The organism is Actinomadura meyerae, from assembly GCF_900188445.1.
Classification (GTDB): Bacteria; Actinomycetota; Actinomycetes; order Streptosporangiales; family Streptosporangiaceae; genus Spirillospora; species Spirillospora meyerae.
Genome location: NZ_FZOR01000002.1, coordinates 179073 through 195361, shown reverse-complemented (window position 1 = coordinate 195361; position 16289 = coordinate 179073). Strand labels below are relative to the sequence as shown.

Below are 16289 nucleotides of genomic sequence, written 5' to 3'. Positions count from 1 at the left end.
GATGACCGAGACCGTCACCGAGCGTCCCGTGCCGACGCCGAGGCTCAAGGTCCGCTACCGCGAGGAGATCGCGGGGCAGATGCGCGAGCAGTTCGGCTACGCCAACGTCATGCAGATCCCCACGCTGACCAAGATCGTGGTCAACATGGGCGTCGGCGACGCGGCCAAGGACGCCAAGCTGATCGAGGGCGCGATCCGCGACCTGTCGGTGATCACCGGCCAGCGGCCGGCGGTCAACCGGGCCCGCAAGTCCATCGCGCAGTTCAAGCTGCGCGAGGGCATGCCGATCGGCGCGCACGCCACGCTGCGCGGCGACCGCATGTGGGAGTTCCTGGACCGGCTGCTCGCCACCGCGCTGCCCCGCATCCGCGACTTCCGCGGCCTGTCGCCGAAGCAGTTCGACGGCAACGGCAACTACACCTTCGGGCTGACCGAGCAGGTCATGTTCCACGAGGTCGACCCGGACAAGGTCGACCGGCAGCGGGGCATGGACATCACGGTCGTGACGACCGCGAAGACCGACGACGAGGGCCGGGCGCTGCTCAAGCTCCTGGGCTTCCCCTTCAAGGAGAGCTGAGCATGGCGAAGAAGTCGCTGATCGCCAAGGCGGCGCGGAAGCCGAAGTTCGGGGTGCGCGCGTACACTCGGTGCTCGCGCTGCGGGCGCCCGCGCTCCGTCTACCGGAAGTTCGGCCTCTGCCGGGTGTGCTTCCGGGAGATGGCCCACCGCGGCGAGCTGCCCGGCATCACGAAGTCCAGCTGGTGACCGCCTCCCCCGGGGCACGCGCCCCGGGGGGCGGACGCCGGCCTGTAATGACCAACCGGGCGCCCGAGAGGGCGTCCACGACCGCGCCAAAGGTCCACGGGACGCATCACCCCGAGGAAACCGTGGCGAGGGAGGGCCAGTAGGCCATGACGATGACCGACCCGATCGCAGACATGCTGACGCGTCTGCGCAACGCGAATTCGGCGTACCACGACTCGGTGGCGATGCCGTACTCGAAGATCAAGGCGCACATCGCCGAGATCCTCCAGCAGGAGGGCTACATCTCGGGCTGGAACGTGCAGGACGCCAAGGTGGGCAAGGAGCTCGTGATCGAGCTCAAGTTCGGCCCGACCCGGGAGCGTTCGATCGCCGGCATCAAGCGCGTCTCGAAGCCGGGTCTGCGCGTGTACGCGAAGAAGGACAACCTGCCGAAGGTCCTGGGCGGACTGGGCGTCGCGATCATCTCGACGTCCTCCGGCCTGATGACCGACCGGCAGGCGGGCAAGCGCGGCGTGGGCGGGGAAGTCCTCGCCTACGTCTGGTGAGGGGAGGTACCGAACAATGTCTCGTATTGGACGTCTTCCCATCTCCGTGCCCAGCGGTGTCGAGGTGAGCCTCGACGGCCGGGAGGTCACCGTCAAGGGGCCGAAGGGCACGCTGTCGCACACCGTGGCGGAGCCCATCGAGGTCAGCCAGGAGGACGGCAGGATCGTCGTCACCCGGCCGAACGACGTGAACAAGGTCCGCGGGCTGCACGGGCTCACCCGGACGCTGATCAACAACATGGTCGTCGGGGTGACCGAGGGCTACAAGAAGACCCTGGTCATCCAGGGCGTCGGCTACCGGGTGGTGGCCAAGGGCCAGAACGTGGAGTTCTCCCTCGGCTACAGCCACCCGATCCCGTTCGAGGCGCCCGAGGGCATCAAGTTCACGGTCGAGAAGCCGACGCAGCTGACCGTCGAGGGCATCGACAAGCAGCTCGTCGGCGAGATCGCCGCCCGCATCCGCAAGCTGCGCAAGCCGGACCCGTACAAGGGCAAGGGCGTGCGCTACGAAGGTGAGCAGATCCGCCGCAAGGTCGGAAAGGCTGGTAAGTAGTCATGGCAGGCACCAAGACCCTGGCCGCCGGGGCCACGTCGGCGCGGGCCAAGTCCCGCAAGCGCCGGCACCTGCGGGTCCGGAAGAAGGTCGTGGGCACCGCCGCGCGGCCCCGCCTGGTCGTGACCCGCTCCAGCCGCCACGTGTTCGTCCAGGTCATCGACGACGACAAGGGCCACACGCTGGCCAGCGCGTCGACCATGGAGGCCGACCTGCGCGCCGACTCCGGCGACAAGACGGCCAAGTCCCGCAAGGTCGGCGAGCTCGTCGCCCGGCGGGCCCAGGACGCCGGTGTCCACTCGGTCGTGTTCGACCGCGGTGGCCACAAGTACCACGGCCGCATCGCCGCTGTCGCGGACGGTGCGCGCGAGGGGGGCCTCGAGCTCTGATGACCGTGCTCCAGCCCCCACCCACCACCGTTAAGGGAAGGAACCACTGATGGCAGCGCAGAGGCGTGGCGGCGGTCAGGGTGGCGACCGTCGCGATCGCCGCGACGACCGCCGCGGTGGCGCCGACAAGGGCCAGTCGTACATCGAGAAGGTCGTGGCGATCAACCGTGTCGCCAAGGTCGTCAAGGGCGGGCGTCGCTTCAGCTTCACCGCCCTGGTGATCGTCGGTGACGGCAACGGCACCGTCGGTGTCGGCTACGGCAAGGCCAAGGAGGTGCCCGCGGCGATCGCCAAGGGCGTCGAAGAGGCCAAGAAGCACTTCTTCAAGGTGCCCCGGATCCAGGGCACGATCCCGCACCTGGTGCAGGCGCGGGACGCGGCGGGCGAGGTCCTGCTGCGTCCGGCCAGCCCCGGTACCGGCGTCATCGCCGGTGGCCCGGTGCGCGCCGTCCTGGAGGCCGCCGGCATCCACGACGTGCTGAGCAAGTCGCTGGGCAGCGACAACGCCATCAACATCGTGCACGCCACGATCGCGGGGCTGAAGTCGTTGAAGCGTCCGGAGGAGATCGCGGCCAAGCGCGGCCTGCCGATCGAGGACGTCGCCCCGGCGGCCATGCTGCGCGCCCGCGCGGCGGGCAGCGAGCCCAGGGCGGAGGCCGCGTCGTCATGACCAACCTGAAGATCACGCAGACCAAGTCCGTGATCAGCGAGAAGCAGAACCAGCGTGACACGCTGCGCACCCTCGGCCTGAAGAAGATCGGGCAGAGCGTGGTCCGCGAGGACCGCCCCGAGGTGCTCGGCATGATCCGGACGGTGGCGCACCTGGTCACCGTCGAGGAGGTCGACTGACATGGCGGCTGATCTCGGTAAGGACACCTCCGAGGGCACCCCGCTCAAGGTCCACGACCTGCGTCCGGCCCCCGGCGCCAACAAGGCCAAGACCCGCAAGGGCCGCGGCGAGGCGTCCAAGGGCAAGACCGCGGGCCGCGGCACCAAGGGCACCAAGGCCCGCAGCACCGTCCCCGTCGGGTTCGAGGGCGGCCAGATGCCGCTGATCCGCCGGGTGCCGAAGCTGAAGGGCTTCAAGAACCCGAACCGGGTCGAGTTCCAGGTCGTGAACCTGGACAAGCTCGCCGCGCTCTACCCCGAGGGCGGCGAGGTCACGGCGGAGGACCTGGCGGCCAAGGGCGCGGTGCGCCGCGGCCGTCCGGTCAAGGTCCTCGGCACGGGCGAGATCTCCGTGGCGGTCCAGGTGAAGGCGCACGCCTTCTCCGGCGCCGCCAAGGAGAAGATCGCCGCGGCCGGCGGATCCACCGACGAGCTGTAAGAAGGACGACGTCCGATGCCGGGGCCGTACTCGCCGAGCGCCCGGGGCCGTGAAGGCTCCGGGAATGGCGGGGCGGCCCCGGCGTCATCTGCTGTTAGAGTCCTACGGGCGAAGGCGACTCGCGTGAGATTGCGCACTTGCACGTCTCCTCGGGTATCCTCCGCCCGTTCTCATGCTGTAACCGGCCGCTCGGTGGCCGTGAACCCGCCAGTCGCGCAGGAGGAATGGTGCTGACCGCGTTCGCTCGGGCTTTCCGTACGCCTGACCTGCGTAAGAAACTTCTGTTCACGCTGTTCATGATCTTGGTGTTCCGGATCGGCTCGATCCTGCCGACACCGAACGTGAACGTGGAGGTCCTGAAGGAGACCGCGGACGCGGCCAAGAAGAACAGCCAGCTCTACGGTCTCATCGACCTGTTCAGCGGCGGCGCGCTGCTGAAGCTGTCGGTCTTCGCGCTGGGGATCATGCCGTACATCACGGCGAGCATCATCCTGCAGCTGCTGACGGTCGTGATCCCCCGGCTGGAGGCCCTCAAGAAGGAGGGCCAGGCCGGCACGACGAAGATCACCCAGTACACCCGGTACCTGACGGTGGGCCTGGCGATCCTGCAGGCCACCGGCATCGTCGCGATGGCGAGCACCGGGCAGCTGTTCCAGAACGCCGCGGGCAGCGACGACATCCTGTACGACACCGGCGTCTTCCCGATCATCACCATGGTGATCTGCATGGTCGCCGGCACGACCGTGATCATGTGGCTGGGCGAGCTGGTCACCGACCGCGGCGTCGGCAACGGCATGTCGATCCTGATCTTCACCCAGGTGGTGGCGGTCTTCCCCGCCCAGTTCTGGGGCATCTACAAGGCCAAGAACGGCTTCGTCTTCGCGGTCGTGATCCTGGTCGGCCTCGCCATCATGGCGGGCGTCGTGTTCGTCGAGCAGGCGCAGCGGCGCATCCCCGTCCAGTACGCCAAGCGGATGGTGGGCCGGCGCATGTACGGCGGGACGTCGACCTACATCCCGCTGAAGGTGAACCAGGCCGGCATCATCCCGATCATCTTCGCGTCCTCGCTGCTCTACCTGCCGATCCTGGCGACGCAGCTGTGGCCCAACACGCAGTGGCTGCAGAAGATCCAGCCGTACCTGCGGCAGGACAACGCCTGGCACATGGGGATCTTCTTCGTCTTCATCATCTTCTTCACGTACTTCTACGTGGCGATCACCTTCAACCCCACTGAAGTCGCCGACAACATGAAGAAGTATGGTGGATTCATCCCAGGTATCCGTCCTGGTCGGCCGACCGCCGAATACCTCGACTTCGTGCTGACCCGGATCACCACACCCGGTGCGCTGTACCTGGGGCTCGTGTCCCTGATCCCGATGGTGGCGTTCGCACTCCTGAACGCGACCCAGGACTTCCCCTTCGGTGGCGCGAGCATCCTCATCGTCGTCGGCGTCGGACTGGATACCGTGAAGCAGATCGAGAGTCAGCTGCAGCAGCGCAACTACGAGGGCTTCCTCCGGTAGTGCGTATCGTGCTGGTGGGCCCCCCGGGAGCGGGCAAGGGGACGCAGGCCCAGTTCATCGCATCTCATCTGTCGGTCCCGAAGATCTCGACAGGTGACATCTTCCGCGCGAACGTGAGCGGCGGGACCGAACTCGGCCTGCAGGCCAAGCAGTACATGGACCGCGGCGACCTCGTCCCCGACGAGATCACCATCGCGATGGTGCGCGACCGGCTGGGCGAGGAGGACGCCCGCGACGGGTTCCTGCTGGACGGGTTCCCGCGCAACGTCCCCCAGGCGGAGACGCTCAAGAAGATCCTCGCCGAGTGGGACGCGCGCCTGGACATCGTCCTGGAGCTCGTCGTCGACGAGGACGAGGTCGTCCGGCGGCTGTCGGGCCGGCGCACCTGCGACCGGTGCGGCCGGATCTGGCACGTCGACTTCGACGACAAGCAGGACGACATCTGCGACGACTGCGGCGGTCACCTGTTCCAGCGCGACGACGACAAGGAAGAGGTCGTCATGCACCGCCTGGAGGTGTACCGGCACGACACGGCGCCGCTGGTGCAGTTCTACGCCGACGAGAACATCCTCGTCGGCATCGACGCCACGGGCCCGGTCGAAGAGGTCACGAAGCGCGCCCTGGCCGCGCTGCGTCCGCTGGAGAAGTGACGCGCCCGCCGGAGAAGTGAACGGGCCCCGCCGGAGAGATGGCGGGCCCTCCCGAGAAGTGACGGACGGGCGCGGAGCCGCGGGCTCCGCGCCCCTTCCGTCGGCGGCCGAACCCGTGCAGGGGGAATGATGTTCAAGCGGCGCAGGCCGACCATCCAGATGAAGACCCCGGAGCAGGTCGAGCTGATGCGGGCGGCGGGGCTGCTCGTCGGCCGGACGCTGGAGCTGCTGCGCGGCGCGGTCGAGCCGGGGATCACCACGCTCGACCTGGACACGCTCGCCGAGCAGCACATCCGCGACAACGGCGGCATCCCGTCCTTCAAGGGCTACCACGGCTTCACCGGGACGATCTGCGCGTCCATCAACGAGGAGATCGTGCACGGCATCCCGCGCGCCGGCAAGACGCTGCGCGACGGCGACGTCATCTCGATCGACTGCGGCGCGATCGTCGAGGGCTGGCACGGCGACGCGGCGATCACGGTGCCCGTCGGCGAGATCACCGACGAGCTGCGGCGGCTCCTGGAGGTCACCGAGACGTCCCTGTGGCACGGTCTGGCGGCCGGAAGGGCCGGGGCACGGCTCACGGACATGTCGCACGCGATCGAGGCTTACATTCGCTCTCAGGGCCGCTACGGCATCGTCGAGGGCTACGGCGGGCACGGCATCGGGACCGAGATGCACATGGACCCGCTGATCCCCAACCACGGCGAGGCCGGGCACGGCCCCGTGCTGGAGCCGGGCATGTGCTTCGCGGTCGAGCCGATGGTGAACCTCGGCACCAAGGAGACCCGCGAGCTGGACGACGGCTGGACGGTCGTCACCACCGACGGGCGGTACTCGGCGCACTTCGAGCACACGTTCGCGGTCACCGCGGACGGCCCGCGCGTGCTGACCGCGCTCGACGAGGGCCGCGGGTGGTTCCAGAAGCTCGGTGCGACCGCGCAGAATGGGACTGACAGCTCGTCCTGAGAAGCGGAGGAACGATGGCGCCGAACCCTGACATCCGGGCGTCGGACGCCGACCGCGACCGCGTGGCGTCGAGCCTGCGGGAGCACTGCGCGCTCGGCCGCATCACGATGGACGAGCTCCAGGAGCGGCTGGAGAGCGTCTACGCGGCCAGGACGTTCGGGGAGCTGCAGGAGGTGACCTCCGACCTGCCAGAGGAGGACCTGTACCAGCTGCCCGTCCCGGCCGCCCAGCCCAAGAGCACCGCCTCGGTGGCGAAGCCCTCCTCCGGTGACCTCGCGTCGCGGGGGACGTGGGCGATGTGGGGTGCGTGGGCCACGGTCAGCGCGATCAACTTCACCGTGTGGCTGATCCTGCTGGTGACCACCGGCGCGGTGTACCCGTGGTGGATCTGGGTGGCGGGCCCGTGGGGCGCCATCCTGCTGATGCGGACGATCTTCGGGGGCCGCTCCGGCCACGGCTGACGCCCGGGCGCGGCCCGGGGTCACTCCACGTCCATCAGCGGCCGGTAGTTGCCGGTCGGGGCGAAGTGCGTGGTGGCGGTGCCGTCCGCGCCGATGAGGTGCAGCGCGAACCCGGCGGGCTCGCCGGTGACGGCCGCGCGGCCCTGCTTGGTGAGGTCGAGGAACAGCTGCCGGTAGGTGCTCGGGCAGGTGGTGCAGACCCGCCCCGCGAGCGACCCGACGGACGCCCGGTGGACGTGCCCGGAGATCACCCGCACCACCTGCGGGTGCCGGGCCAGCACCGCCGCGAAACCGGCCGGGTCGACGAACCGCAGGTCGTCGATGAACCGCATGCCGATCGGGTACGGCGGATGGTGGGTGGCGACGACCGTCGGCGTGTCGGGGGCGTCCTTCAGCACGCCGTCGAGCCAGCGGAGGCGGTCCTCGCTCATGTGGCCGTGGGAGTGGCCGTCCACGGTCGTGTCGCAGCAGATCAGCCGCACGCCCGCGACGTCCACGGCGTACTGGACGGGCGCCTTGGGGGAGGTGCCGGTCGCCGCCACCGCCGGATGGTCGGCGAACGCCCTGCGTATCTCGTCGCGGTCGTCGTGGATGCCGCACAGCGGGTAGACGGCCATCGGCAGCGGTGACAGCAGCGCGTGCAGCCGCGCGTACTCGGCGGGGCGCCCGGCGTCGGCGAGGTCGCCGGTGAGGACCACCGCGTCCGGACGGGCCGGCAGCGACAGCAGGCTCGACACGGCGGCCCGCAGCGCCCGCACGGGGCCCGAGCCGTCGTCCACCTCGCCGTCGCGCCCGGCCGCCAGATGGATATCGCTCAGCTGCGCGATGATCGCCATCGATCCACTCCCCTTGCCCTGAACACATGACCGGGCCCGTCTCCGCACCACCCCCGGGCCGCGCCCCCCGGACGATCTTCGCCCTCGCCCGCCCGCACTGTCGACTCCGCCCCGTGCACAACGACATTACGGGCGCCTTCCGTTACCAGCCTCCACCCGCTACCTTGCTCGGCGATAGATCACACCGGAGGTGCGGCCATGGGGACGCGTCAGCGGTCCGCCTTACGGGTCCGGGGCTGCTCCGGCGGCCGCCACGAGATCGTGACGCCCCGGCTGTTCCTCCGCACCGCGACGTGGTCGGACGCGCGGCGCATCCGGGCGGCCGCCAGCGACGCCGAGGCGCAGCGGTGGCTGGGCTGGGAGCCGGGGATCCTGGTGCCCGAGCGGGAGCGCGCCGGCCTCCTGGCCGCCCCCGCGGGCCGGGGGCGCGGCCGGTTCGGGCTGCCGAGCCCCCGTCTCGGCCTGAGCATGATCGCCATCGATCCGGACCGGGGCACGACCGCCGGGTCGCTCTCCCTGACGCCGCTGTCCGGCGACGGCTGCGAGCTGGGCGGCAGCCTGGCCCCCGGCTACCGGGGCCGCGGCCTCGGCGCCGAGCTGTTCACCGCCGGCCTCGCGCTCGCCCACCGCCATCTGGGCTTCCGGGAGGTCCGGGCGGGCGCCGAGCCCGAGAACGCCGCGAGCGTCCGCTCGCTGTGGCGGGCCGGGCTCGACCCGGCGCCGGGCCCGGAGACGCATCGCCTCTCCGACGGCCGGGTCATCCCGTCCCGGTGGTTCGCGAGCGTGGAACCGGATCCGGTCCGCTGCCGATCCACCCGGTGAAGGCCCGCCCCGCGGCCGGGCGGGCGCGGTCGCTAGGCGACGTGGGGGATCACCAGGGACAGGGCCGTGGTGACCTCTTCGGCGGGCGGGGCCACGTCGGGGACGACGTCGCGCAGGGCCAGCCAGCCGTTGATGGCCTGGACGGTGGGCTTGGCCTCGACGAGCTGCGGGTCGTCCAGGCCGTACCAGGCGGCGACCTTCGACCAGCGCCACAGCCGGTGGCCGGCGGTCGACATCTCCGAGGAGGGGAAGCCGGTGGCGCCGCGGGCGCCGGTGATCGCGTGCCGGACGGAGTCCAGCGAGCGGCCGACGCGCTCGGCGATGTCGCGGATCGTCAGCAGCGGATCGGCCTCGACCTGGAGCACGTGCAGGCCGGGCGCGCTCTCCTCGACGTGCTCGACCACCTCCATGATCGCGGCGGCGAGGGTGGCGCCGGACCACGAGCAGGACGCGTTGCCGGGCCGCTCCGCGTGCTGCGGCTCGCTGATGATCGAGACCGTGACCGCGCCGTGGGTGCGGTCGAAGAGCGGATCCAGTTCGTCCTCGTACAGGGGACGGCTGAGGATCAGCGCGAAGTCATAGCTCGGCATGCTGATCCTCCTCTGACGTCTCTCTCCTGAAAGGTACAACGCGCACGCGATGTATGCTTGTGTCGGGAGCAGTCTCCGGACTCGTGGCGTGCGCCGATTTCACGTTCTGCGTCCGGTTGACGTAGACTCCTTTGTCGGTCCGTCGCCGGCCGCCTGATTCCCCGTTTCCGACGCACGCGCGTCGTGGTGGGTTGCGGTCGATTCTCCACCGGAGACCCGGGCCGCGTCCAATGAGCCGATCAGTGAAGCGCGGAGGACATGCCCAAGAAAGAAGGGGCCATCGAGATCGAGGGCACCGTCATCGAGTCCCTCCCGAACGCCATGTTCCGGGTGGAGCTGGAGAACGGGCACAAGGTGCTCGCCCACATCAGCGGCAAGATGCGGATGCACTACATCCGGATCCTGCCGGACGACCGCGTCGTTGTGGAGCTGAGCCCCTACGACCTCACGCGCGGTCGGATCGTCTACCGCTACAAGTAACACCCACTGGGGTTGCCTTCCCTGTGTGTGGCGGCACAGGGGTGACCCTTACTCCTAGGAGACCCAGTGAAGGTCAAGCCGAGCGTCAAGAAGATCTGCAACAAGTGCCGCGTCATCCGCCGGCACGGCCGGGTCATGGTCATCTGCTCCGACCCGCGCCACAAGCAGCGTCAGGGCTGACGCCACAACCGACAAGCGCACCGCAGCCTTCACACGCCGCCGTACGAACCGGTGATCGGTTCGTACGGCAGCCGCGTGTGAGGACCACCCTCGGACCGCCGGAGGCCGGGGCCGCCACCCGGGCAGGGTGTGTGCGGACGCGGTGCGTCCATACCTCCGCACTATGAAGGGAACTGCCCACATGGCACGCCTCCTCGGCGTCGACCTCCCGCGCGACAAGCGCTTGGAGGTCGCTCTCACCTACATCTTCGGCATCGGCCGGACGCGGGCGCTGGAGACCCTGGCGGGTACCGGCATCAGCGGCGACCTGCGGGTGCACCAGCTCGGCGACGACGAGCTGGTCAAGCTCCGCGACTGGATCGAGGCGAACTACAAGACCGAGGGCGACCTTCGCCGCGAGGTCCAGGCCGACATCCGCCGCAAGATCGAGATCGGGTGCTACCAGGGCATCCGGCACCGTCGCGGGCTTCCGGTGCACGGTCAGCGCACGCAGACCAACGCGCGCACCCGCAAGGGCAAGAAGAAGACCGTGGCCGGCAAGAAGAAGGCCGGCAAGAAGTAGCAGTCCGGAGTCGGTCCTCCGGATCGATGACCTCAAGAGTAGAGAGAGCACATGCCTCCTAAGAGCCGTGTCGGCGCCAAGAAGGTGCGCCGCAAGGAGAAGAAGAACGTCGCTCACGGGCACGCCCACATCAAGAGCACGTTCAACAACACGATCGTCTCGATCACCGACCCCAACGGGAACGTGATCTCCTGGGCCTCCTCGGGCCACGTCGGTTTCAAGGGCTCGCGCAAGTCCACCCCGTTCGCCGCGCAGCAGGCCGCCGAGGCCGCCGCCCGGCGCGCGATGGAGCACGGCATGCGCAAGGTCGACGTCTTCGTGAAGGGCCCGGGCTCGGGCCGCGAGACCGCCATCCGCTCGCTGCAGGCGACCGGCCTCGAGGTGGGCTCGATCCAGGACGTCACGCCCGTTCCGCACAACGGCTGCCGCCCGCCGAAGCGTCGCCGGGTCTGAGGCAGGGGAGATCTAGAACAATGGCTCGTTACACCGGTGCGGACTGCAAGCTCTGCCGCCGCGAGAAGATGAAGCTGTTCCTCAAGGGCAGCAAGTGCATGGGCCCCAAGTGCCCGATCGAGATCCGTCCCTACCCGCCGGGTGAGCACGGGCGCGGTCGGCCGAAGGAGACCGAGTACCTGCTCCAGCTCCGCGAGAAGCAGAAGGCGCGCCGCATCTACGGCGTCCTGGAGCGGCAGTTCCACAACTACTACGTCGAGGCGAACCGCCAGCAGGGCAAGACGGGCGACAACCTGCTCGCCCTCCTGGAGCGCCGGCTCGACAACGTCGTCTACCGGGGCGGCTTCGCCAAGTCCCGCGACATGGCCCGCCAGCTCATCCGGCACGGCCACATCCGGGTCAACGGCAAGAAGGTCAACATCCCGTCGGCCCTGGTGAACGAGGCCGACATCATCGACGTCAAGCCCAAGTCGCTGGAGACGACGCCGTTCCAGGTCGCCAAGGCCGAGATCGGCGAGCGCCCCGTCCCGGCGTGGCTCGGGGTCGACGGCGAGAAGATGCGGATCCTCGTGCACTCGCTGCCCGTCCGGCAGCAGATCGAAGCTCCCGTCCAGGAGCAGCTGATCGTCGAGCTCTACTCCAAGTAGGAACGGGGTAGGGCTCAGGCGTCCGCCGGGGTCCCGACGGGGCCCCGGCGGATCGGGGAACACTCCAGAACGCGGTCGTCAAATAGCGGGCACCGCGGAAAGAAGGCACCACCATGCTCATCGCTCAGCGTCCCACTCTCACCGAAGAGCAGGTCGACGAGTACCGGTCGCGGTTCACCATCGAGCCGCTGGAGCCGGGCTTCGGCTACACGATCGGCAACTCGCTGCGCCGCACCCTGCTCTCGTCCATCCCCGGTGCGGCCGTCACCAGCATCCGGATCGAGGGCGTCCTCCACGAGTTCTCCACGGTTCCCGGGGTGAAGGAGGATGTCACCGACATCATCCTGAACCTGAAGGAGCTCGTCGTCTCCTCCGAGCACGACGAGCCCGTGGTCATGTACCTGCGCAAGCAGGGCCCCGGTGAGGTGACCGCGGCCGACATCGCGCCGCCGGCGGGCGTCGAGGTCCACAACCCGGACCTGCACATCGCCACGCTGAACAACAAGGCCAAGCTGGAGATGGAGCTCACGGTCGAGCGCGGCCGCGGCTACGTCTCCGCCGCGCAGAACAAGCAGCCGGGCCAGGAGATCGGCCGGATCCCGATCGACTCCATCTACTCGCCCGTGCTGAAGGTCACCTACAAGGTCGAGGCGACCCGAGTCGAGCAGCGCACCGACTTCGACCGCCTCATCCTGGACGTGGAGACCAAGCAGGCGATGCTGCCGCGCGACGCGGTCGCCTCCGCCGGCAAGACCCTCGTCGAGCTGTTCGGCCTGGCCCGGGAGCTCAACGTCGAGGCCGAGGGCATCGACATGGGCCCGTCCCCGACGGACGCCGCGCTCGCCGCGGACCTGGCCCTGCCGATCGAGGAGCTGAACCTCACGGTCCGCTCCTACAACTGCCTGAAGCGCGAGGGCATCCACTCGGTGGGCGAGCTCGTGGCCCGCTCCGAGCAGGACCTGCTCGACATCCGCAACTTCGGCGCCAAGTCGATCGAAGAGGTCAAGCAGAAGCTCAACGACATGGGCCTGTCGCTGAAGGACTCCCCGCCCGGGTTCGACCCGAGCGCGGCGGCCGACAACTACAGCGACGACGACCAGAGCTACGCCGAGACCGAGCAGTACTAGACAATCCGATGCCGGGCGGCCGGGGCGCGAGCCCCGGCCGTACCGGAACCAGCTGACACCGGTACCTGACACGGCCGGTGCAGGAAGGAAGCACGATGCCTCAGCCCACCAAGGGCGCCCGCCTCGGCGGGAGCGCCGCCCACCAGAAGCTGATCCTGGCGAACCTGGCGACGGCGCTGTTCGAGCACGGCCGCATCACCACCACCGAGGCCAAGGCCCGGCGGGTGCGCCCGCTGGCGGAGAAGCTGATCACCAAGGCCAAGAAGGGCGACCTGCACAACCGTCGCCTGGTGGCCCGCACGATCCGCGACAAGGGCGTCGTCCACGCGCTCTTCACCGAGATCGCGCCGAGCTTCGAGAACCGTCCCGGCGGCTACACCCGCATCACCAAGATCGGTCCGCGCAAGGGCGACAACGCGCCCATGGCGGTCATCGAGCTGGTGACCGAGCCGATGCCGGCCGCCACCGGCAGGACGGCGAAGGTCGCCGAGGAGGACCTGCCCGCCGAGGGCGAGGTCACCCTCAGCAAGGCCGCCGACACCGACGCCGAGCCCGAGGCCAAGGCCGCGGACGAGGCGGCGGAGGCCAAGGCGGAGGACGGCAAGGAGTAGTCCGCCGCGCGAACTGGCCGAGCGTTTGCTCGACATTCGTCAGGGCCCACCGTCCACATCGGGCGGTGGGCCCTGTTCTTTGCCAGACTTGACGCATGGTCAGGTCAGGGGAGCGGCGGCGCGCACACGCAAGGGATCGGAACGGCAACGTTGCAGAAGGATCAATCGGCTGACATGACCGCACTGGTACGACTCCGGCTCGACATCGGTTACGACGGGTCGGACTTCGCGGGCTGGGCGCGGCAGCCGAACCAGCGGACCGTGCAGGGCGTCATCGAGGACGCGCTGGCGCGGATGCTGCGGCTCGATCCGCCGCCCATGCTCACCGTCGCCGGCCGCACCGACGCGGGCGTCCACGCGAGCGGCCAGGTCGCGCACCTGGTGGTGCCGGTGGCGGCGTACTCGGCGATCAACGGCACGATGCCGCGCCGCCTCGCCGGGCTGCTCCCGCCGGACGTCCGGGTGTGGCGCGTGTCGGTCGCGCCGGAGGGGTTCGACGCCCGGTTCTCCGCGCTGTCGCGGCGCTACGTGTACCGGGTGTGCGACAACCCGGTGGGGGTCGACCCGCTGCGCCGCCACGACGTGCTGTGGCATCCGCGCCCGCTCGACCTGGGCCGGATGAACGACGCCGCGCGGCGCCTGGTGGGGGAGGCCGACTTCGCCGCGTACTGCCGCAAGCGGGAGGGCGCGACGACGATCCGGGAGCTGCTGCGCTACGAGTGGGCCCGCGACGACCGCGACCCGCATCTGGTGCTCGCGACCGTCGAGGCCGACGCCTTCTGCCACTCGATGGTGCGGGCGCTCGTCGGCGCGCTGCTGATGGTCGGGGACGGGCGGCGCGACGTGGAGTGGCCCGCCGAGGTGCTCGCGGCCCGCGTCCGCGACTCCGGCGTGAACGTGGCGCCCGCGCACGGGCTGTCGCTGGAGGAGATCCGCTACCCCGGTGACGACGCCCTGGCGAGGCGCGCCCAGGAGACCCGCCGGGTCCGGACGCTCAACGCGACCGCCGCCGCCAATGCCGCCGCCGAGCAGCAGCCCGCCTCGTCCGAGCCCGGTACGGCCTAGACACGGAACGGTCCAGACGCCGCACGGCCTGGACGCGGCAGGGTCCAGACACGGCACGGTCTGGACGCGGAACGGCCGCGCACCCCGCGGTGGGGCGCGCGGCCGTGAGAGGTCCGGTCAGCCGCGGGCGCGGGCCATGATCGGGCGCAGGTCGTAGTCGAGGAACCGCTGGGCGGCCTGCTTGATCACGGGGTCGCCGGGTTCGGCCTTCTTGCCGTTCGCCCACTGGACGTAGGCGTAGGCCACGTACCGGCCGCGGACGGTCGCCGCCGCGTAGCCGCCCGCGCGGTCGATGTCCGGGGAGTGCTTGCCGGCCATGCCGCGGAACCACTCGTACTTGGCGGGGTCGCCGGCCCGGCTCACCGCGATCGCGGCGTCCTTCGTCGGCATCACCGCGATCCCGGAGGTGACGGCGAGCTTGTTCTTCCGGTCGATGAACGTCGCGCGGACGATCTTGCGGCACTGGTACTGCTGCAGGGCGGTGAGCATCGCGCCCCGGGCGGCGTACTTGACGTCGCGGTTCAGGGACCAGCGGTCGCGGATGTAGGTCCGGCCGCCGAGCTTCAGCGTCTCCTGCGGGAACACGTCGCGGAAGGCGAGGTCCTTGGTGTCGCTCTTCTCGTTGTCGATGGTCAGCGCGGCGGTGGTCGGGGTCGGGCTGGGCGGTGCCGGGGCGGCGGACGACGGCGCCGGGGCGGCGGCGGACGGCCGGGCCGGCTCGGGGGCCTTGCCCTTGTCGTCCGACGACCCCGTCCCGCCCAGGGCGAACAGCGCGGCTCCGGCCGCGAGGACGAGCGCCGCGCCGCCGCCGATCAGCACCGTGCGGCGCTTGTTCGCGCCGCCGGACGCGCCCTTCGGCGGCGCCGGCGGCGTGCCGGGAGGCGGCGGCGTGTCGAGCGGGACGCCGCCCTCGGTGTGGTAGACCGGCGCGATCACGGGGATCTGGCCGTCGGCGGCCGTGGCGCCGTCGGCGGTCTCGGTGTGCGGGAACGGTCCGCTGCCGGTGGGCGGGACCACGCCGGGCGGCAGGATCGCGTCGGGAACCAGCACGGCCGTCTGCGCGGACGCCGCGCTCTCGGCCTCCTTCGCCTTCTCGAAGGCGGAGAGCGACGCGGGACCGCCCTCCGCGGCCTCGTTGACGGCGGGGTTGTCCACGGTGGTGTCGTCCTTAGCGGTGTCGTCCTCGGGGGCTGCGCCCTCCGGACGGACGGCGGTGAAGCCGTCGGGGTCGGTGTCGTCGGTCGAGACGGGGGGCTTGACGAGCGGCTCGGCGGGAACGGCGCCGCGGGAGTCGACCGACGGGACTCCCGCGCCGGCGACGAGCGTCCCGGGCGAGGCGCCGGCGGGGGCCGGCTCGGTGGGGGCGACCTCGGGGGGAGCGGTCTCGGTGGCGGCCTCGGCCTCCGGCTCGGGGGCGGGGGCCTCCGGCTCGGGGGCGGCGGTCTTGGCCGCGGGCGCGGGCGCGTCGACCGTCGGCGCGGGGGCGGCCGCGGGCTCGGGTGCGGCGTCGGCCTCGGACTCGGCGGCCCACCAGGGCGCCTGGAGGCCGAACGCGGGCAGCCGGAGCGGGGCGGGTTCGGCGGCAGGTCCGCCGGAGGCGGTCCCGGTGGTGCTCTCGCCGTCGCCCCCGCCGAAACTGGGCGGCGCCGGATCGGCGGGGACGCCTGACGTCCCCGCCGACGCGGCGGTCTCCCGAGTGTCTTCAGGTCCAGACATAAGCAGTGAGGGTATTCG

The 16289-nt window shown here is 70.4% G+C and carries 24 protein-coding genes; 21 read left to right on the top strand and 3 right to left on the bottom strand.

The window, feature by feature from the left end; translation table 11 throughout:
• Position 1: 1 nt before the first annotated feature.
• The 12 genes from rplE (at position 2) to CHF16_RS03630 (ending at position 7182) form a co-directional block, all read left to right on the top strand.
• Positions 2-577: a 50S ribosomal protein L5 gene (rplE, locus tag CHF16_RS03685; RefSeq protein ID WP_089324457.1), complete on the top strand. Its 576-nt coding sequence runs from the start codon at positions 2-4 to the stop codon at positions 575-577.
• A 2-nt stretch (positions 578-579) separates the two neighbouring features.
• The gene (locus CHF16_RS03680) at positions 580-765 is read left to right on the top strand and encodes a type Z 30S ribosomal protein S14 (RefSeq protein WP_018657585.1); all 186 of its coding nucleotides are present in this window, start codon (positions 580-582) and stop codon (positions 763-765) included.
• A gap of 146 nt (positions 766-911) precedes the next feature.
• Positions 912-1310 (top strand): 30S ribosomal protein S8, encoded by a 399-nt coding sequence (gene rpsH / locus CHF16_RS03675; protein WP_089324456.1) that lies wholly within the window; start codon positions 912-914, stop codon positions 1308-1310.
• Positions 1311-1326: 16 nt separating this feature from the next.
• A complete protein-coding gene (rplF, locus tag CHF16_RS03670) occupies positions 1327-1863 on the top strand; it encodes a 50S ribosomal protein L6 (RefSeq protein WP_089324455.1) in 537 nt (178 codons plus the stop codon).
• Between the two features lie 2 nt (positions 1864-1865).
• Positions 1866-2252, top strand: coding sequence for a 50S ribosomal protein L18 (gene rplR, locus CHF16_RS03665; RefSeq protein ID WP_089324454.1), 387 nt, complete (start codon positions 1866-1868; stop codon positions 2250-2252).
• A gap of 49 nt (positions 2253-2301) precedes the next feature.
• Positions 2302-2922: a 30S ribosomal protein S5 gene (gene rpsE, locus CHF16_RS03660; protein WP_386874519.1), complete on the top strand. Its 621-nt coding sequence runs from the start codon at positions 2302-2304 to the stop codon at positions 2920-2922.
• On the top strand, positions 2919-3101 hold the full coding sequence (gene rpmD, locus CHF16_RS03655; protein ID WP_089324452.1) for a 50S ribosomal protein L30: 183 nt from the start codon (positions 2919-2921) through the stop codon (positions 3099-3101). Before rpsE ends, rpmD begins: the two co-directional genes overlap by 4 nt.
• Before the next feature lies 1 nt (position 3102).
• Positions 3103-3579, top strand: coding sequence for a 50S ribosomal protein L15 (rplO, locus tag CHF16_RS03650; protein ID WP_089324451.1), 477 nt, complete (start codon positions 3103-3105; stop codon positions 3577-3579).
• Between the two features lie 227 nt (positions 3580-3806).
• Positions 3807-5102: a preprotein translocase subunit SecY gene (gene secY / locus CHF16_RS03645; RefSeq protein WP_089324625.1), complete on the top strand. Its 1296-nt coding sequence runs from the start codon at positions 3807-3809 to the stop codon at positions 5100-5102.
• Positions 5102-5752, top strand: coding sequence for an adenylate kinase (locus tag CHF16_RS03640; RefSeq protein ID WP_089324450.1), 651 nt, complete (start codon positions 5102-5104; stop codon positions 5750-5752). Before secY ends, CHF16_RS03640 begins: the two co-directional genes overlap by 1 nt.
• 129 nt (positions 5753-5881) lie before the next feature.
• The gene (gene map, locus CHF16_RS03635) at positions 5882-6721 is read left to right on the top strand and encodes a type I methionyl aminopeptidase (protein WP_089324624.1); all 840 of its coding nucleotides are present in this window, start codon (positions 5882-5884) and stop codon (positions 6719-6721) included.
• Between the two features lie 14 nt (positions 6722-6735).
• Positions 6736-7182, top strand: coding sequence for a DUF1707 SHOCT-like domain-containing protein (locus tag CHF16_RS03630; protein WP_089324449.1), 447 nt, complete (start codon positions 6736-6738; stop codon positions 7180-7182).
• A gap of 20 nt (positions 7183-7202) precedes the next feature.
• Here CHF16_RS03630 and CHF16_RS03625 read toward each other — a convergent pair whose 3' ends face one another.
• Entirely contained in the window at positions 7203-8018 is an 816-nt protein-coding gene (locus tag CHF16_RS03625) for a phosphodiesterase (protein WP_089324448.1), read from the bottom strand.
• Positions 8019-8216: 198 nt separating this feature from the next.
• Here CHF16_RS03625 and CHF16_RS03620 point away from each other — a divergent pair, with 198 nt between their 5' ends.
• A complete protein-coding gene (locus CHF16_RS03620; protein WP_089324447.1) occupies positions 8217-8840 on the top strand; it encodes a GNAT family N-acetyltransferase in 624 nt (207 codons plus the stop codon).
• 32 nt (positions 8841-8872) lie between these two features.
• On the opposite strand, the gene CHF16_RS03615 is transcribed toward CHF16_RS03620, so the two are convergent.
• Positions 8873-9430, bottom strand: coding sequence for a hypothetical protein (locus CHF16_RS03615; RefSeq protein WP_089324446.1), 558 nt, complete (start codon positions 9428-9430; stop codon positions 8873-8875).
• A 258-nt stretch (positions 9431-9688) separates the two neighbouring features.
• On the opposite strand from CHF16_RS03615, the gene infA reads away from it, so the two are divergent.
• From infA to truA, 8 genes are all read left to right on the top strand, one after another.
• The gene (infA, locus tag CHF16_RS03610; RefSeq protein ID WP_067629441.1) at positions 9689-9910 is read left to right on the top strand and encodes a translation initiation factor IF-1; all 222 of its coding nucleotides are present in this window, start codon (positions 9689-9691) and stop codon (positions 9908-9910) included.
• A gap of 66 nt (positions 9911-9976) precedes the next feature.
• On the top strand, positions 9977-10090 hold the full coding sequence (gene rpmJ, locus CHF16_RS03605; protein ID WP_021596712.1) for a 50S ribosomal protein L36: 114 nt from the start codon (positions 9977-9979) through the stop codon (positions 10088-10090).
• 181 nt (positions 10091-10271) lie between these two features.
• Positions 10272-10652 (top strand): 30S ribosomal protein S13, encoded by a 381-nt coding sequence (gene rpsM / locus CHF16_RS03600; protein ID WP_089324445.1) that lies wholly within the window; start codon positions 10272-10274, stop codon positions 10650-10652.
• 51 nt (positions 10653-10703) lie between these two features.
• Complete coding sequence (rpsK, locus tag CHF16_RS03595; protein ID WP_021596710.1) at positions 10704-11105, top strand: 30S ribosomal protein S11; 402 nt, start codon at positions 10704-10706, stop codon at positions 11103-11105.
• Positions 11106-11125: 20 nt separating this feature from the next.
• Positions 11126-11752 carry a 30S ribosomal protein S4 gene (gene rpsD, locus CHF16_RS03590; protein ID WP_089324444.1) on the top strand — a complete coding sequence of 209 codons (627 nt, stop codon included), beginning with the start codon at positions 11126-11128 and terminating at the stop codon, positions 11750-11752.
• A gap of 113 nt (positions 11753-11865) precedes the next feature.
• Positions 11866-12879 (top strand): DNA-directed RNA polymerase subunit alpha, encoded by a 1014-nt coding sequence (locus CHF16_RS03585; RefSeq protein WP_089324443.1) that lies wholly within the window; start codon positions 11866-11868, stop codon positions 12877-12879.
• Positions 12880-12974: 95 nt separating this feature from the next.
• Entirely contained in the window at positions 12975-13490 is a 516-nt protein-coding gene (gene rplQ / locus CHF16_RS03580; protein WP_089324442.1) for a 50S ribosomal protein L17, read from the top strand.
• Positions 13491-13664: 174 nt separating this feature from the next.
• Positions 13665-14555: a tRNA pseudouridine(38-40) synthase TruA gene (truA, locus tag CHF16_RS03575; protein ID WP_179271370.1), complete on the top strand. Its 891-nt coding sequence runs from the start codon at positions 13665-13667 to the stop codon at positions 14553-14555.
• 117 nt (positions 14556-14672) lie between these two features.
• Here the strand turns inward: truA and CHF16_RS41800 are convergent, their stop codons facing one another.
• A complete protein-coding gene (locus CHF16_RS41800; protein WP_089324441.1) occupies positions 14673-16271 on the bottom strand; it encodes a hypothetical protein in 1599 nt (532 codons plus the stop codon).
• Between the last annotated feature and the right edge of the window lie 18 nt (positions 16272-16289).

What these genes read in the sequence shown, in the direction of transcription:
- CHF16_RS03680 (WP_018657585.1), top strand. Translation starts at nt 580, where the DNA reads ATGGCGAAGAAGTCGCTGATCGCCAAGGCGGCGCGGAAGCCGAAGTTC.
- rplF (WP_089324455.1), top strand. Translation starts at nt 1,327, where the DNA reads ATGTCTCGTATTGGACGTCTTCCCATCTCCGTGCCCAGCGGTGTCGAG.
- CHF16_RS03630 (WP_089324449.1), top strand. Translation starts at nt 6,736, where the DNA reads ATGGCGCCGAACCCTGACATCCGGGCGTCGGACGCCGACCGCGACCGC.
- CHF16_RS03615 (WP_089324446.1), bottom strand. Translation starts at nt 9,430, where the DNA reads ATGCCGAGCTATGACTTCGCGCTGATCCTCAGCCGTCCCCTGTACGAG.
- rplO (WP_089324451.1), top strand. Translation starts at nt 3,103, where the DNA reads ATGGCGGCTGATCTCGGTAAGGACACCTCCGAGGGCACCCCGCTCAAG.
- CHF16_RS41800 (WP_089324441.1), bottom strand. Translation starts at nt 16,271, where the DNA reads ATGTCTGGACCTGAAGACACTCGGGAGACCGCCGCGTCGGCGGGGACG.
- rpsD (WP_089324444.1), top strand. Translation starts at nt 11,126, where the DNA reads ATGGCTCGTTACACCGGTGCGGACTGCAAGCTCTGCCGCCGCGAGAAG.
- truA (WP_179271370.1), top strand. Translation starts at nt 13,665, where the DNA reads ATGACCGCACTGGTACGACTCCGGCTCGACATCGGTTACGACGGGTCG.
- rplR (WP_089324454.1), top strand. Translation starts at nt 1,866, where the DNA reads ATGGCAGGCACCAAGACCCTGGCCGCCGGGGCCACGTCGGCGCGGGCC.
- infA (WP_067629441.1), top strand. Translation starts at nt 9,689, where the DNA reads ATGCCCAAGAAAGAAGGGGCCATCGAGATCGAGGGCACCGTCATCGAG.
- rplE (WP_089324457.1), top strand. Translation starts at nt 2, where the DNA reads ATGACCGAGACCGTCACCGAGCGTCCCGTGCCGACGCCGAGGCTCAAG.
- rplQ (WP_089324442.1), top strand. Translation starts at nt 12,975, where the DNA reads ATGCCTCAGCCCACCAAGGGCGCCCGCCTCGGCGGGAGCGCCGCCCAC.
- CHF16_RS03620 (WP_089324447.1), top strand. Translation starts at nt 8,217, where the DNA reads ATGGGGACGCGTCAGCGGTCCGCCTTACGGGTCCGGGGCTGCTCCGGC.
- map (WP_089324624.1), top strand. Translation starts at nt 5,882, where the DNA reads ATGTTCAAGCGGCGCAGGCCGACCATCCAGATGAAGACCCCGGAGCAG.
- rpmD (WP_089324452.1), top strand. Translation starts at nt 2,919, where the DNA reads ATGACCAACCTGAAGATCACGCAGACCAAGTCCGTGATCAGCGAGAAG.
- CHF16_RS03585 (WP_089324443.1), top strand. Translation starts at nt 11,866, where the DNA reads ATGCTCATCGCTCAGCGTCCCACTCTCACCGAAGAGCAGGTCGACGAG.
- rpsM (WP_089324445.1), top strand. Translation starts at nt 10,272, where the DNA reads ATGGCACGCCTCCTCGGCGTCGACCTCCCGCGCGACAAGCGCTTGGAG.
- rpsE (WP_386874519.1), top strand. Translation starts at nt 2,302, where the DNA reads ATGGCAGCGCAGAGGCGTGGCGGCGGTCAGGGTGGCGACCGTCGCGAT.
- rpsK (WP_021596710.1), top strand. Translation starts at nt 10,704, where the DNA reads ATGCCTCCTAAGAGCCGTGTCGGCGCCAAGAAGGTGCGCCGCAAGGAG.
- rpsH (WP_089324456.1), top strand. Translation starts at nt 912, where the DNA reads ATGACGATGACCGACCCGATCGCAGACATGCTGACGCGTCTGCGCAAC.
- CHF16_RS03625 (WP_089324448.1), bottom strand. Translation starts at nt 8,018, where the DNA reads ATGGCGATCATCGCGCAGCTGAGCGATATCCATCTGGCGGCCGGGCGC.